This is a genomic window from Brevundimonas sp. UBA5936, assembly GCA_002430835.1.
Classification (GTDB): Bacteria; Pseudomonadota; Alphaproteobacteria; order Caulobacterales; family Caulobacteraceae; genus Brevundimonas.
This window is the reverse complement of record DJDA01000116.1, coordinates 7,501-22,208: the sequence shown is the minus strand read 5'-3', so window position 1 is coordinate 22,208 and position 14,708 is coordinate 7,501. Positions and strand designations below refer to the sequence as shown.

The following is a 14,708-nucleotide window of genomic DNA, read 5'->3' as shown; positions in this document are numbered from 1 at the left end:
ACCCGGCCGAACAGGTCGATCTCATAGGAGACGTCCAGGCCGACGTCATAGGTGTCGACTTCCGGCAGCTTGGCGCCGCCGGCGGTCGGCACGGTGTCGGTCGAGGCCCGGCTGCGGTTGTAGGCGGCCGAGGTGGTGGTGGTCGGGAACCGGCCCGAGCGGGCTTCGGACAGCGAGGCCCGGACGGCGCGCAGATTGGCTGCGGCCGCCTCCAGCTCGTTGTTCTCGGTCAGGGCCTGCTGGATCAGGCCGTCCAGCGTCGGATCCTGATACAGCCGCCACCAGTCGTCGCGGGCCGCCTCGGTCGAAACCGAGGCGGATTGCGAGCCGACGAAGGCGCCCTGGCCTTCGGCCGGGAGGGTGGGGAGCGGCGCCTTGGGGCCCACCGCGCAGGCGGCGAGCAGGGCGGCCGACCCCGCGGCGGTCAGCAGAGTGCGGAGTTTGCCGTTCATTTTACGCATCTCCCTGGCGCGGAGCGGCGGGAGCCGGTTCCGGGCCGTCGGGGTCAAAGGGGTCGTGCGGGGTGGAGCCGAAGCTGGTCGGGAGCTCGCGCTCCTTGCCCGGCGCCTTGGGCAGCTTGCCCGCCATCCAGCGACAGATGACATAGAAGACCGGGGTGAAGATCAGACCGAAGAAGGTCACCCCCAGCATCCCATAAACCACCGCGATGCCCAGGGCGTTCTGCATCTCCGAGCCGGGGCCCGTGGCGATGGCCAGGGGCAGCACGCCGAAGATGAAGGCGAACGAGGTCATCAGGATCGGGCGCAGACGCTGGCGCGCAGCCTGAACGGCGGCGTCCCAACGGTCGAGACCCTCTTCGTCCTCGGCCTGCTTGGCGAACTCCACGATCAGGATGGCGTTCTTGGCCGCCAGGGCGATCAGGACCACCAGGCCGACCTGGGTCAGGATGTTGTTGTCCAGACCATGCAGGTTCACGCCGACAATGGCCGCCAGGATACACATCGGCACGATCATGATGACCGCCAGCGGCAGGGTGAAGGCCTCATACTGAGCGGCCAGCACCAGGAAGACGAACACCACCGCCATGATGAAGATGATGGTCGCGCCGCCCGCCGCCTGCTTCTCCTGCAGGGCGATTTCGGTCCACTCGTAGCTGAAGCCTTCCGGCAGCGTCTTGGCCGCCAGCTCTTCCATCGTGGCGATGGCGTCGCCGGTGGACACGCCCGGCGCCGCTTCACCCTGCAGTTCCGAAGCCGGGAACAGGTTGTAGCGGACCACGCGCGCCGGGCCGGAATCGTCGGCCAGGGTCGCCACCGAACCGATCGGCACCATCCCGCCCGAGGCCGAACGGACCTTCAGGTTGGCGATGTCGGCCAGCTCGTCGCGGTAGGCGGGCTCGGCCTGGGCGGTCACGCGGAAGGTGCGGCCCAGGAAGTTGAAGTCGTTGACGTAGGTCGAGCCGAGGTAGGTGCCCAGGGTGTTGAACACGGTCGAGGGCTGGACGCCCATCAACAGGGCCTTGTCGCGGTCGACGTCGGCGGCGATGCGCGGCGAGCCGGTGTTGTAGAGGCTGAACACCTGCTGCACCTGCTCCGGCGCCTGAGCGGCCGCGCCCATCATGGCGAAGGTCGCGCCTTCCAGAGCCTGGAAGCCGGCGCCGGAACGGTCCTGGATCATCATCTTGAAGCCCGAGCCGGTGCCCATGCCTTGAACGGGCGGGGGCGACAGCATGAAGATGCTGGCTTCCTCGATGACGCCGGTCGCCCCGCTGAGCGCGCCGGCCAGGGCCGAGGCTTCCAGTTCGGGCGTGGTCCGCTCATCATAGTCCTTCAGCTTGATGAACATGGTGGCGGCGTTGGACGACAGCGAGAAGCTGGAGCCGTCCAGGCCGGCGAAGGCGGTGACTTCCTGAACGCCGTCGGCCTTCTGGACGATCTCGACAGCCTTATTCATGGCGGCCTTGGTGCGTTCCAGCGAGGCGCCCGGCGGAAGCTGGACGACGCCGATCAGCACGCCCTGGTCCTGCGCCGGAATGAAGCCCGTGGGCGTATCGGCCATGCGCCAGCCCGTCAGCGCCAGCAGGGCGGCGTAGATGACGAGCATGATGGTGACCATGCGGATCAGCTTGGCGGTCAGGCGGCCGTAGCGGTCCGACACCCAGTCGAAGCCTTCGTTGAACTTGGCTCCGGCCCAGCCGAGGTAATACATCACCGTGCCGATCAGACCCGGCTTGCGGTGATGGTCATGATCCTTGTGCGGCTTCAGCAGCAGCGCGGCCAGGGCCGGGGACAGGGTCAGCGACACCAGCAGCGAAATCAGCGTCGCGGAGGCGATGGTGACGGCGAACTGGCGGAAGAAGATGCCGGGGATGCCGGGCACGAAGGCGGTCGGCACGAACACCGAGGTCAGCACCAGGGAGATGGCGATCAGGGCGCCCGACACTTCCTGCATCGACCGATAGGCCGCTTCCTTGGGGGTCAGGCCCTCGCGGATGTAACGCTCGACGTTCTCGACCACGATGATGGCGTCGTCGACGACGATGCCGACGGCCAGAACCAGGGCGAACAGCGACAGGGAGTTGATCGAATAGCCCAGGGCCAGCTGCACCGCGAAGGTGCCGACGAGGGCGACCGGGATGGCCAGGATCGGGATGATGGCCGCGCGCCAGGTCTGCAGGAAGACCAGGATGACGATCATCACCAGGAAGACGGCTTCGATCAGCACGTCCTCCACGGCCGAAACCGAGGCGGCGACGTATTCCGTCGGGTTATAGGGGATGGCGTATTTCACGCCCGGCGGGAAGTCGGCCTTGATGGCGTCCAGCTCGGCGATGACGGCCTCGGCGGTCGACAGGGCGTTGGAGCCGGGCTGCTGGATGACGGCGATGCCGACGCCGCGCTGGCCGTTGAAGTAGCCTTCGACGCCGTAGATTTCCGAGCCGAGTTCGATGCGGGCGATGTCGCTGACGCGGGTCACGCGCCCTTGAGCGTCGGTCTTGAGCACGACCTTGCCGAACTCTTCCGGGGCCGACAGACGGCCCTCGACCTGAACCGGCAGCTCGAAGGCGGCGGCGTTGGTCGGGAAGGGGGGCTGGCCGATCGAGCCGCCGGCGGCCTGGACGTTCTGGGCCTGCAGGGCGGCGACGATCTCGGGCGCGGTCAGGTCGCGCGCGGCCGCCTTGGCCGGGTCGATCCAGATGCGCATGGAGTAGTTGCCGCCGCCGAAGACCTGGACGCCGCCGACGCCGTTGATCCGCAGCAGGCGGTCGCGGATCGTCGACTGAGCCATGTTGCCCAGGTAGTCGCTGTCGATGCCGGGATCGTCGGACGTCAGCGAGGCCAGCATCAGGAAGCCCGAGGACTCCTTGTTGACGACCACGCCGACCTGACGGACCTGCGCCGGAAGGCGCGGCTCGGCCAGGGCGACCCGGTTCTGCACCAGCACCTGGGCGGTATCGAGATCGGTGCCCGGCTGGAAGGTCACGGTCACGGAGACCCGGCCGTCCGAGGTGGACGACGAGGTCATGTAGAGCATGTTCTCGACGCCGTTGATCTCCTGCTCCAGCGGCGCGGCGACCGTTTCGGAGAGGGTTTCAGCCGAGGCGCCGGCGTAGGAGGCGGTCACGCTGATCGTCGGCGGCGCGATGTCGGGATACTGCGCCAGCGGCAGCATCGGCATGGCGAAGGCGCCGATCAGGGTGATGAAGACCGAGATCACGATCGCGAAGATCGGTCGGTCGATGAAGAAGCGGGATATGTTCATGAATCAGGTTCCGGCTCGTGAGCCCCCTCCTCAGCCGGCGCTGGCGACGAAGGTGGCGGACGAAGCGACCGGCGCCGTGGTCACGGGCGCGTCGGTCTTGGTTTGCTCGGCCTTGATGGTTCCGTTCTGGGCGGTGACTTTCTGGCCCGGACGGGCGCGCTGAAGGCCGTTGATGATGACCCGGTCGTCCGGCGTCAGGCCCGTGCGCACGACGCGCAGACCGTTGGCCAAGGGGCCCAGCTGGACCGGCTTGGCGCCGACCGTGCCGTCCTTGGCGACGACATAGACCACCTTGCGCGGGCCATCGGTGACGACGGCGGAATCCGGCACCAGCATGGCCGCATAGCCGCCCGAGCCCGCCAGTTGGGCGTGACCGAACATGCCGGGCTTCAGGAAGCCGTCGGCGTTCTGCACCACGGCGCGCAGGCGGATGGTGCCCGAGGAAGCGTCGATGGCGTTGTCGGTGAAGTCCAGCGTACCGGTGCGGTCATAGCTGGTCTCGTCCTGCAGGCGGATGCGGATCGGGGCCGAACCGTTGCGGGCGTCGCGCTGATACTTCAGCGCCAGGGCTTCGGAGCCGTCAAAGACGAAGTAGATCGGCGAGGACGAGACGATGGTCGTCAGTACGTCGCCGGCCGACGAACCGCCGCCGATCAGGTTGCCCGGATCGACCCGGCGGTCGGACACGCGGCCCGAGATCGGGGCGGTGACGCGGGTGAACTCGACGTCCAGCTGACGGGCGCGAATGGCGGCGTTGGCGGCGGCCACGGCGGCCTCAGCGGTCTGGACGGCGCCGCGCTTGGAGTCGACCTCGGCCTGAGACACGGCCTGCGAGGCCAGCAGGCCCTCGGCGCGGGCCAGTTCCGTGCGGGCCAGCGTCAGTTGCGCCTGACCCTGGGCCAGTTGGGCGCGAGCCGAGGCCAGGGCGGCCTGGGCCGGACGCGGGTCCAGGGTGAACAGGGGTTGGCCCTGGCGCACGAAGTCGCCGTCCTTGAAGTGGACCGACTGGATGTAGCCGCCGACGCGCGCGCGCACGTCGACCGAACGGGGCGCCTCGAAGCGACCCGTGAATTCGTCCCAATCGACGACCTGTTGCGACAGGGGGGCGGCCACCGTGACGGGCGGCGCGCCCTGGGCGGGCGCTTCCTGTCCCTTGGAACAGCCATAGAGGGCGGCCGCCATCAAAGCGGACGCGGCCGCGATCTTAACCGTGCGCATCGGCGCAATCTCCTTGGGAGTAACGTGATCTGGGAGACTGTCGCTCTTTGGGGAGGATGCGTCCAGTCAAAGCTGGCTGACTTAAAGACGACGAAAGCCGCGCTTGTCAACGCCTGATGACAAGGCCATATAGCGCGTAAGGTTTATTGGAGTGCGACCAATTGGTCCTGTGCGACGTCCCCCGCCCGCGTAACGCCAACGCCACCCGCCAGGCCATCCTGGAGGCGGCGCGCGAGCGTTTCTGCGCGGAAAGCTATGATGATGTCGGCATGCGCGACGTGGCGCGCGACGTCGGCGTCGATGCGGCGCTGATCAGCCGCTACTTCGGTTCGAAGGAAGATCTGTTCCTGTCCGTGCTGGACAGTTGCAAGAACGGACGCGACCTGATGGAGGGCGACCGCGCCGATTTCGGTCAGCGCCTGGCCACGGAAGTCGTCTTTGGCGAGGCGGCCCGTTGTGACGCCGATCCGACCGGCGAGAAGATGCGCGGCCTGCTGATCCTGTTGCGCTCGATCGGTTCGACCAAGGCGATGGACGTGGTGCAGCGCACGGCGAACAACCGCTTCTTCGATCCCCTGACCCAGTGGATCGGCGGCGAGGACGCGGCCGTGCGGGCGCGCCTGGCGTCTGGCCTGATCATGGGCATGGCCATCGGCCGTGAACTGTCGGACGGCTTCTCCGCCCTGACGGACGAGCAGCGGGACCGCCTGCGCGACCGCATGGCCAAGGCGCTTCAGGGTCTGATCGACGGCTGAATTGAAAAGAGGCGGACCGCAGCCCGCCTCTCGTCTCCTATTATAGATGTCGTCTAGGCCCAGTGCATCGGCACATGGCGCGCCGCCGCCCAGTGGATGGCGCGGATGGCGTCGACGATGGCGCGGGTGGCTGACACCGTGCCCAGCGGCCCGCCCAGGTCGGCGGTGACCGCGCCCGAGGCCAGGACGGCCGCGACCGCCGCCTCGATGGAGTCGGCCTCATCCTCCAGATCGAAGCTGTGACGCAGCATCATGGCCGCCGACAGCACCATGCCGACCGGATTGGCCAGATCCTGTCCGGCGATGTCTGGCGCCGAGCCGTGGATGGGCTCGAACAGGCCCGGCCCCTCGGCGCCCAGGGAAGCCGAGGGCAGCAGGCCGATGGAGCCGCCCAGCACCGAGATCTCGTCCGACAGGATGTCGCCGAACATGTTCTCGGTCAGGATGACGTCATAGTCGCGCGGCTTCCTGATCAGGTGCATGGCCATGGAGTCGACCAGGGCGTGCTCCAGGGTGATCTGCGGATATTCCTCGGCGTGGATGCGGCTCACGACCTCGCGCCACAGGCGGCTGGTCTCCATGACATTGGCCTTGTCGACCGACGTCACCTTGCCGCGCCGTTGCTGGGCGGCCTGGAAGGCGGCGCGGGCGACGCGCTCGATCTCCTCGACCGTATAGACGCACAGGTCCGAGGCGCTGGTTTCGGTGCGGGTCTTCTCTCCGAAATAGACGCCGCTGGTCAGTTCGCGGAAGACGATCAGGTCGACGCCCTCGACGATCTCCTTTTTCAACGGCGACAGGTGGGCCAGGACCGGCGAGACCTGCAGCGGGCGCAGGTTGGCGTACAGGCCCATGGCCTTGCGGATGGACAACAGGCCCTGTTCCGGTCGCACCGGCGCGCCGTCCCACTTGGGACCGCCGACCGCGCCCAGCAGCACGGCGTCGGCGGCCAGGCAGGCGGCCTTGGTCTCTTCCGGCAGGGCTTCGCCCGTGGCGTCGATGGCGGCGCCGCCGATCAGGTGTTCGGCGAAGTCGAAGCGGTGCCCGTAGATGTCGCCGATGCAGGTCAGCACCCGCTGGGCGGCCAGGGCGACCTCGGGGCCGACGCCGTCGCCGGGCAGGACGACGATGTTGAAGGTGCGCGGGGCGGGAGCGGTCATCGTGCGGTCTCCGTTTGGGGGGCGTCGTTTCTCAGGCGTTCGAAGGTGGCGACGTAGGGCAGTTTGGACTGAAGCCAGCCGAGAGCGTCGACCCCGTCCAGCAGGCACTGGCGGGCGAAGGACTCGACCTTGAACGGCACGGCCGGAGCGTTGCCGCGCCGGATCTCATTGGCGTCCAGATTAATGGTCACCGGCTGTTCCGGATGGGCGGCCAGATCGTCCCAGACCGCCTGATCGACGACGATGGGCAGGAAGCCGTTCTTCAGGGCGTTGGAGGTGAAGATGTCGGCGATCTCGGTCGAGATCACCGCCCGGAAGCCGTAGTCCAGCAGGGCCCACGGCGCGTGCTCGCGCGATGAGCCGCAGGCGAAGTTCGGCCCCGCCAGCAGGATGCGCTGCTCGGCCGGGTCGATGCGGTTCAGCACCGCCTCGGGCTTGGGCGAGCCGTCGGCCTCATAGCGCCAGTCGTGGAAGGCGTGGGCGCCCAGACCCTCGCGCGTCGTGGTGGTCAGGAAGCGCGCGGGGATGATTTGGTCGGTGTCGATGTTGGCCTGGCTCAGCGTCAGGGTCTTCGACGTTAGAGATTTGAAGGCCTCAGGCATGGATGGCCTCCAGATAGGCGCGCGGGTCGGTCAGCACCCCGGCGACGGCGCTGGCGGCGGCGGTGGCGGGGCTGGCCAGTATGGTGCGGGCGCCCTTGCCCTGACGGCCCTCGAAATTGCGATTGGAGGTCGAGACGGCCAACTGGCCCGGCGCGACGAAATCCCCGTTCATGGCGATGCACATGGAGCAGCCGGGGATGCGCCATTCGGCGCCCGCCTCGGTGAAGACCTTGTCCAGGCCTTCGGCCTCGGCGTCGCGGCGGACGGCCTCCGAGCCGGGCACGACCAGCATACGCACGCCCGGCTGGACCTTGCGGCCGCGCAGGACGTCGGCGGCGGCGCGCAGGTCGGGCAGGCGGCCATTGGTGCAACTGCCGATGAAGACCACGTCGACCTTGTGGCCGGTGGTCGCCTCGCCAGCCGTGAAGCCCATGTAGTCGATGGCCTTCTGGTCCGAGGCCGAGCGCGGCTGCGGCACGGGCGCGCCGACGGGAGCGCCGGCGTCCGGGGTGGTGCCCCAGGTGGCCATTGGGCGAATGGCGGCGCCGTCCAGCACGACCTCCTTGTCGAAGACCGAGCCGGGATCGGAGGCCAGGCTCAACCAGTCGGCGGCGGCGGCCTCGTAGTCGGCGGGGACGTGACGACGCCCGCGCAGCCAGTCGATGGTGACGCGGTCGGGGGCGATCATGCCCGCCCGCGCGCCCGCCTCGATGGACATGTTGCACAGGGTCATGCGCCCTTCCATGTCCAGCGATCGCACGGCCTCGCCAGCGTATTCGATGACGTAGCCGGTGCCGCCGCCGAAGCCGATGGCGGCGATGACGGCCAGCGCCACGTCCTTGCCGGACACGCCGGGGCGCAAGCGCCCGTCGACGGTCACCCGCATGGCCTTGGCCCGGCGCTGCAGCAGGCACTGGGTCGCCAGCACATGGCCCACTTCCGACGTGCCGATGCCGAAGGCCAGCGCCCCGAAGGCGCCGTGGGTGGCGGTGTGGCTGTCGCCGCAGACGACGGTCATGCCCGGCTGGGTCAGGCCCAGCTCCGGTCCCATGACGTGAACCACGCCGCGCTGGTCTGAGCCCCAGCCCGCCAGTTCGACATTATGGCGGGCGCAGTTGGCCTCCAGCGTCTCGACCTGACGGCGCGCCTGTTCGGTGACGTAGGGGCGCTGACCATCCGGTCCGGCGGGCAGGGTGGGGGTCGAGTGGTCCAGGGTGGCGAAGGTGCGGTCCGGGCGGCGGACCTTCAGCCCGCGCGCCTCGATTTCGGAGAAGGCCTGGGGCGAGGTGACTTCGTGGACCAGGTGCAGGTCCACATACATGACGCCCGGAGTCTCGGTGGTTTCCGGCACGACGACGTGCCGGTCCCACACCTTTTGATACAGGGTCTTAGGCTGGCTCATGCGCGCGCTCCTTCGCCGGGGCGGCGGCCGCCTCGCCGATGGGCTCCAGCCAGCCGAAGCGGTCGGGCGTGGTGCCGTCGAACAGGCCGCGGAAGGCCTTGTTGACCGCCTTGGTCACGGGGCCGGGGCCGCCTGCGCGGGTCATGATGCCGTCGATGGAGCGGACGGGGGTGATCTCGGCCGCCGTGCCGGTCATGAAGACCTCGTCGGCGACATAGAGGGCCTCGCGCGGCAGCACCTGTTCGCGCGCCTCATAGCCCAGGCCGCGCGCCAACTTCATCACGCTGTCGCGGGTGATGCCCTGCAGGATGGAGGCGGCGGCGGGCGGGGTCATCAGCACTCCGTCCTTGACGATGAACAGGTTCTCGCCCGCCCCCTCGGACAACAGGCCGTCGGCGCCCAGGGCGATGCCTTCGCCGAAGCCGCGCACGCGGGCCTCACGCCCGATCAGATAGGAGGACAGATAGTTGCCGCCCGCCTTGGCGCCCGCCGGGACGGTGTTCGGCGCCACGCGGTTCCAGCTGGAGATGCAGGCGTCGACGCCCTTCTCCAGCGCCTCTTCGCCCAGATAGGCGCCCCAGGCGAAGGCCGAGATCATCACATCGCTGCGGATCGTCTCGGCCGAAGGGCTGACGCCCATGCCGCACTCGCCCAGGAAGGCCAGCGGGCGCAGATAGGCCGAGCGCAGGCCTTCGGCCCGGACCACGTCTTTGCAGGCCTGAACCAGCTCGTCCTCACTATAAGGCATGGGGAAGTGGTAGATGCGCGCGCTGTCGAACAGGCGCCGGATATGGTCGGTTAGGCGAAAGCCGCACGGGCCGTTCGGCGTGTCATAGACGCGGATGCCCTCGAACACCGAGGTGCCGTAGTGCAGGGCGTGGCTCATGACGTGAATCTTGGCCTTTTCCCACGCGATCAGTTCGCCGTTGATCCAGATGTTCTTAGCCAGCGGTTGCATAGGTCGTATCCTGTGGTGCGGAGGCCGTGACGGCCGCGATGATGGCGGTCAGTTCCGCGTCATTGATTTCGCCGATCTGGTCGGCGCGTTGCTTGAAGCCGGCGAAGACGTCGGCCAGGCGCTGGCCTTCCAGCACATGGCCCAGGGCCTCGGCCCGCTTGCCGACCGCGTGGCGGCCGGAATGCTTGCCCAGCACGAAGTAGCTGCCCTCGAAACCGACGTCCTCGGGACGCATGATCTCGTAGGTGCGGGCGTCGGCCATCATGCCGTGCTGGTGGATCCCGGCCTCGTGGGCGAAGGCGTTCAGGCCGACGATGGCCTTGTTGCGGGCGATCACCGTCTCGGTCACGTCGCGCAGGGTCTGGGAGGCGCGCACCAGGTGGCGGCTCTCGGCGGCGACGGTCGCCCCATAGCGGTCCGCGCGGGTGCGCAGGGCCATGATGACCTCCTCGATCGAGGCGTTGCCGGCGCGTTCGCCGATGCCGTTGATGGCGCCCTCGATCTGGCGCGCCCCGCCTTCGACCGCGGCCAGAGAGTTGGCGACGGCCAGGCCCAGGTCGTTGTGGCAGTGCGAGGAGAAGATCACGTCCGCGTGGCGCGGGCGGATGATCCCGTCCAGATAGGCGAACCGCTGGCGCGCTTCTTCCGGCGTGGCGTAGCCGACGGTGTCGGGCACGTTCAGCGTCTGGGCGCCCGCGTCGGCGGCGGCCGTCAGCGCCTCGACCAGAAACTCCGGCTCGGTGCGGAAGGCGTCCTCGGCCGAGAACTCCACGTCGTCGAACATGGAGGCGGCGTATTCCACCGTGCGCGAGATGGTGGCCAGCACCTCGTTGGTGCTCATGCGCAGCTTGGCCGAGCGGTGGATCGGGCTGGTCGCCAGGAAGACGTGGCAGCGACGGTGCGATTTCGGCGCCGGAGCCAGGGCGCGGAAGGAGGCGTCGATGTCCTTCTCGTTGGCGCGGGACAGGGAGGCGAAGACCGGTCCCTCGATCTCGCCCGCCACACGACGGATGCACTCCTCGTCGCCCGGCGAGGCGGCGGCGAAGCCCGCCTCGATCACGTCCACGCCCAGGTCGCGCAGGACATGGGCCATTTTCAGCTTGGCCTCGGCCGACATGGAGAAGCCCGGCGCCTGTTCGCCGTCGCGCAGGGTGGTGTCGAAGATGATGACGCGGTTGGGGTCGGACGCCGCGATTTGGGCGGTTCTGGATACGCGTTCTACTCGGGACATCATGCAGCCTCGGACTGGAAGGTTTGGGCCTGGATGCGCGCGACGCCGAACAGGCGATCGATCTGGCGGCCCAGGTTGTCGATGGAGCGGGCGGCGTCGCGCCCGCGAACGGTCAGGGCGATGCGGCGCATCGCGCCCTCCACTTCAGAATCGGGGGCCATGCTCATGCCGTCGATGTGGAAGCCGCGGCGCTCCACAAGGCCGATAAGACGCTGAAGCGAGCCGTCGGCCCGGTCGATCTGGATGTGAATGGTGTCGCTCATGCTCATGCGCCTTCCATCATTTCAGCGTTGCTCTTGCCCGGCGGCACCAGCGGCCAGACGTTTTCCTTGGGGTCGATGACGACGTGGGCCAGACAGGCGCCTTCAGCGGCCAGCAGGCGGGCCAGACCGGCCTCGACCTGATCGCGGCGATCGATGCGGAAGGCCTCGACGCCGAAGGCCTCGGCCACCTTCACGAAGTCCGGATTGTCGGACAGGTCGATCTCGGAATAGTTCTCGGAGAAGAACAGCTCCTGCCACTGGCGCACCAGACCCAGCGATGCGTTGTCCAGCAGGACGATCTTCAGCGGCACGCCGTAGCGGCGCAGGGTCGCCAGCTCCTGGACATTCATCATGAAGCCGCCGTCGCCGGCGATGGTGACGACGACCGCCTCGGGGTCGGCCATCTGGGCGCCCAGACCGGCGGGCAGGCCGAAGCCCATGGCGCCCAGACCGCCCGAGGTGATGTGAGCTTCGGGCCGGGCGAAGCGGCAGTGCTGGGCGGCCCACATCTGATGTTGGCCGACGTCGCAGGCGGCGACGAAGCGGTCGCCCGCCATTTCGGACAACTGCTTCAGTAGGGCGGGGGCGTAGACGCCTTCGCCCGGCGCGTCATAGCGGGCGGCGTGACGCTCGGCCGCCGAGGCGCAGCGGATGACCCACGGGTCGATGGCCAGAGGGGCAGACGCCAAGCGCTCGGTCAGGGCTTCGATGGCCGGGCGGATCTCGCCGCCCACGGCCACGTGGGTCTCGCGCAGCTTGCCGATCTCGGAGGCGTCGACATCGAAGTGGACGACGCGGGCGTGGGGGGCGAACTCGGCCAGCTTGCCGGTGGCGCGGTCGTCGAAGCGGGCGCCCATGACGATCAGCAGGTCGGACGCCTGAACCGCTTCATTGGCGGCGCGCGTGCCGTGCATCCCCAGCATGCCCAGGAAGCCGGGGGCGTCGGTCGGCACCGTGCCCAGGGCGTTCAGGGTGGCGACGGCGGGGATGCCGGTGGTCTCGGCGAAGGCGCGCAGGGCCTCGGTCGCACGGCCGATCTTCACCCCGCCGCCGATGTAGATCAGCGGGCGCTCAGACGTGCGGATGAAACGCTCGGCCTCGGCGATGGCGTCGGCGTCCGCCTGCGTCGTCTCATTGGGAATGTTGAAGCCGAACGGGGCGGCCGTTTCGGCGAACTGGACGTCCTTGGGCAGGTCGACCAGCACCGGGCCGGGGCGGCCCGAGGCGGCGATGTGAAAAGCCTGTTCGATGGCGGCCGGGATCTCGGCGGGGTCACGAACCAGGATGGAGTGTTTCACGATCGGCAGGGTGACGCCCAGGATGTCGATCTCCTGAAAGGCGTCGGTGCCCATGACCCCTTGGGGGACATTGCCGGTGATGCAGACCATCGGCGCCGAATCCATCATGGCGTTGGCGATGCCGGTGATGAGATTGGTGGCGCCGGGGCCCGACGTCGCCATGCAGACCCCGACCCGGCCGCTCAGGCGCGCATAGGCGTCGGCGGCGAAGGCGGCGGCCTGTTCGTGGCGGACCAGGATGTGCTTCAGCGACGAGCCGGTCAGGGCGTCGTAGATCGGCATGATGGCGCCGCCGGGATAGCCGAACACGACCTCTACGCCCATCCGCTCCAGGCTGGAGACAAGCAGGCGCGCGCCGGTCATGACGGCCGGGGCGGGGGGTGTTTTCAGGGCGGGCGCGGCGGCGCTCATCGGATCAGTCTCTCTTTATATATATATAGGTTCAGGCGGCGGCCTGTTTGGCCGTCTGCAGCCAGGCCATGCGGTCGCGCAGACGGGCGCCGACCTGTTCGATCTGGCTGGCGCGATCCTCGGTCAGCAGGGCCTCGTATTTCGGCTTGCCCGCCTCGTTCTCGGCGATCCATTCGCGCGCGAACTGGCCGCTCTGGATCTCGTCCAGCACGGTCTTCATGCGGGCGCGGGTCTCGTCGGTGATGACGCGCGGGCCAGAGGCGACAGCGCCCCATTTGGCCGTTTCCGAGATGAAGTGGTGCATCTTGGAGATGCCGCCTTCGTAGAACAGGTCCACGATCAGCTTCAGCTCATGTAGGCATTCGAAATAGGCGATCTCGGGCTGGTAGCCGGCCTCGACCAGGGTGTTGAAGCCCTGGATGACCAGCTCCTTGGCGCCGCCGCACAGGACAGCCTGTTCGCCGAACAGGTCGGTCTCCGTCTCTTCGCGGAACGAGGTCTCCAGCAGGCCGCCGGTCGCCCCGCCGATGCCCTTGGCGTAGCCCATGGCGCGATCGCGCGCCTTGCCGGTCGCGTCCTTTTCGATGGCGAACAGGGAGGGGACGCCGCGACCGCGCGCGAACTCGCGGCGGACCAGATCGCCCGGCCCCTTGGGGGCCACCAGGATGACGTCCATGTCGTCGCGCGGGGTGATGCGGTCGTAGATGATCGAGAAGCCGTGCGCGAACAGCAGGGCCGAGCCCGGCTTGGCGTTCGGTTCGATGACGTCGCGATAGATCTCGTTCTGGATCATGTCGGGCGTCAGGATGGCGATGATGTCGGCGTCCTTGACCGCCTCGGCGGGCTCGGCCGTGGCCAGGCCGTCCTCGGTCGCATGCTTCCAGCCCGTACCGCCGTGGCGAACGCCGACGATCACGTCGTGACCCGAATCCTTCAGGTTCTGGGCGTGGGCGCGGCCCTGCGAGCCGTAGCCGATGACGGCGATGCGTTGCCCGGCGATGGCGCCCGGCTTGATGTCTTCATTGGTGTAGATGGTGATGGCCATGGAAGGACGTCCTTAAGAAGCAGCGGTTTCGGTGGAGCGGGCGGCCAGATCGGCGGGGATCTGGGCCGGCGGCGGATTGGGAATGGTCACGGCCCCTTGCGAGGCGGAGGCGACGGCGGCGCGGTATTTCGCGAAAACGCCTTGCGCCGGGCGGATCCGGTTGGGGGCGAAGTCCGCCCGGCGCGCCTCCAGATCGACGAGCACATCGATCCTTCGGTTGGTGACGTCGATGACGATCGGATCGCCATCGCGAATGAGAGCGATGGGGCCGCCCGCCGCCGCCTCGGGCGAGACGTGGCCGGCGACGAAGCCGTAGGAGGCGCCCGAGAAGCGGCCGTCGGTCAGCAGGGCGACGTTTTCGACCTTGCGGCCCTTCAGGGCGGCGGTGACCTGCAGCATCTCGCGCATGCCGGGGCCGCCCTTGGGGCCTTCGTAGCGGATGATGATGACGTCGCCTTCGCCGACCGACCCGTCTTGAACCGCGTGGAAGGCGTCTTCCTCGCAGTCGAAGACGGCGGCGGGGCCTTCAAAGCGGTCGACCTTGTGGCCGGTCAGCTTGATGACGGCGCCTTCCGGCGCGACATCGCCGTAGATGACGGCGTAGGAGCCGCGCGCCATGACCGGGGTCTCGAAGCGGGTCAC

The 14,708-nt window shown here is 68.4% G+C and carries 13 protein-coding genes (1 of these 13 running past the window's edge); 1 reads left to right on the top strand and 12 read right to left on the bottom strand.

Annotated features, from left to right (window positions below; genetic code table 11):
* The 3 genes from B2Y21_RS12085 to B2Y21_RS12075 all read right to left on the bottom strand — a co-directional run.
* Nucleotides 1-452 (bottom strand): TolC family protein (locus B2Y21_RS12085; protein ID WP_292060065.1); only part of this gene is annotated, 452 nt, incomplete at its 3' end.
* Between the two features lies 1 nt (nucleotide 453).
* Nucleotides 454-3,723: an efflux RND transporter permease subunit gene (locus tag B2Y21_RS12080; RefSeq protein ID WP_292060064.1), complete on the bottom strand. Its 3,270-nt coding sequence runs from the start codon at nucleotides 3,721-3,723 to the stop codon at nucleotides 454-456.
* Between the two features lie 30 nt (nucleotides 3,724-3,753).
* Complete coding sequence (locus B2Y21_RS12075; protein WP_125900674.1) at nucleotides 3,754-4,941, bottom strand: efflux RND transporter periplasmic adaptor subunit; 1,188 nt, start codon at nucleotides 4,939-4,941, stop codon at nucleotides 3,754-3,756.
* Nucleotides 4,942-5,102: 161 nt separating this feature from the next.
* Here B2Y21_RS12075 and B2Y21_RS12070 point away from each other — a divergent pair, with 161 nt between their 5' ends.
* The gene (locus B2Y21_RS12070; protein WP_200168355.1) at nucleotides 5,103-5,696 is read left to right on the top strand and encodes a TetR/AcrR family transcriptional regulator; all 594 of its coding nucleotides are present in this window, start codon (nucleotides 5,103-5,105) and stop codon (nucleotides 5,694-5,696) included.
* Nucleotides 5,697-5,749: 53 nt separating this feature from the next.
* On the opposite strand, the gene leuB is transcribed toward B2Y21_RS12070, so the two are convergent.
* The 9 genes in view from leuB to B2Y21_RS12025 are tightly spaced (at most 31 nt apart) and all read right to left on the bottom strand, a layout consistent with a single transcriptional unit that may run on beyond the window.
* Entirely contained in the window at nucleotides 5,750-6,856 is a 1,107-nt protein-coding gene (leuB, locus tag B2Y21_RS12065) for a 3-isopropylmalate dehydrogenase (RefSeq protein ID WP_292060063.1), read from the bottom strand.
* Entirely contained in the window at nucleotides 6,853-7,458 is a 606-nt protein-coding gene (gene leuD, locus B2Y21_RS12060) for a 3-isopropylmalate dehydratase small subunit (RefSeq protein WP_292060062.1), read from the bottom strand. Before leuD ends, leuB begins: the two co-directional genes overlap by 4 nt.
* Nucleotides 7,451-8,860, bottom strand: coding sequence for a 3-isopropylmalate dehydratase large subunit (leuC, locus tag B2Y21_RS12055; protein ID WP_292060061.1), 1,410 nt, complete (start codon nucleotides 8,858-8,860; stop codon nucleotides 7,451-7,453). Before leuC ends, leuD begins: the two co-directional genes overlap by 8 nt.
* Entirely contained in the window at nucleotides 8,847-9,818 is a 972-nt protein-coding gene (locus B2Y21_RS12050; RefSeq protein WP_292060060.1) for a branched-chain amino acid transaminase, read from the bottom strand. Before B2Y21_RS12050 ends, leuC begins: the two co-directional genes overlap by 14 nt.
* Nucleotides 9,802-11,049: a 2-isopropylmalate synthase gene (locus B2Y21_RS12045; protein WP_292060059.1), complete on the bottom strand. Its 1,248-nt coding sequence runs from the start codon at nucleotides 11,047-11,049 to the stop codon at nucleotides 9,802-9,804. The genes B2Y21_RS12050 and B2Y21_RS12045 overlap by 17 nt, the downstream gene beginning before the upstream one ends.
* Nucleotides 11,049-11,312, bottom strand: a complete 264-nt coding sequence (locus B2Y21_RS12040) for an ACT domain-containing protein (protein WP_292060058.1) — start codon at nucleotides 11,310-11,312, stop codon at nucleotides 11,049-11,051. Before B2Y21_RS12040 ends, B2Y21_RS12045 begins: the two co-directional genes overlap by 1 nt.
* Before the next feature lie 2 nt (nucleotides 11,313-11,314).
* A complete protein-coding gene (ilvG, locus tag B2Y21_RS12035) occupies nucleotides 11,315-13,021 on the bottom strand; it encodes an acetolactate synthase 2 catalytic subunit (protein WP_312204134.1) in 1,707 nt (568 codons plus the stop codon).
* A 31-nt stretch (nucleotides 13,022-13,052) separates the two neighbouring features.
* Complete coding sequence (gene ilvC, locus B2Y21_RS12030) at nucleotides 13,053-14,066, bottom strand: ketol-acid reductoisomerase (RefSeq protein ID WP_200168347.1); 1,014 nt, start codon at nucleotides 14,064-14,066, stop codon at nucleotides 13,053-13,055.
* Nucleotides 14,067-14,078: 12 nt separating this feature from the next.
* Nucleotides 14,079-14,708 carry the final stretch of a dihydroxy-acid dehydratase gene (locus B2Y21_RS12025; RefSeq protein WP_292060057.1) on the bottom strand. Its footprint extends 1,113 nt past the window's final position, so 630 of the gene's 1,743 nt are visible here — the last part of the coding sequence; its start codon lies off the right edge, out of view; its stop codon occupies nucleotides 14,079-14,081.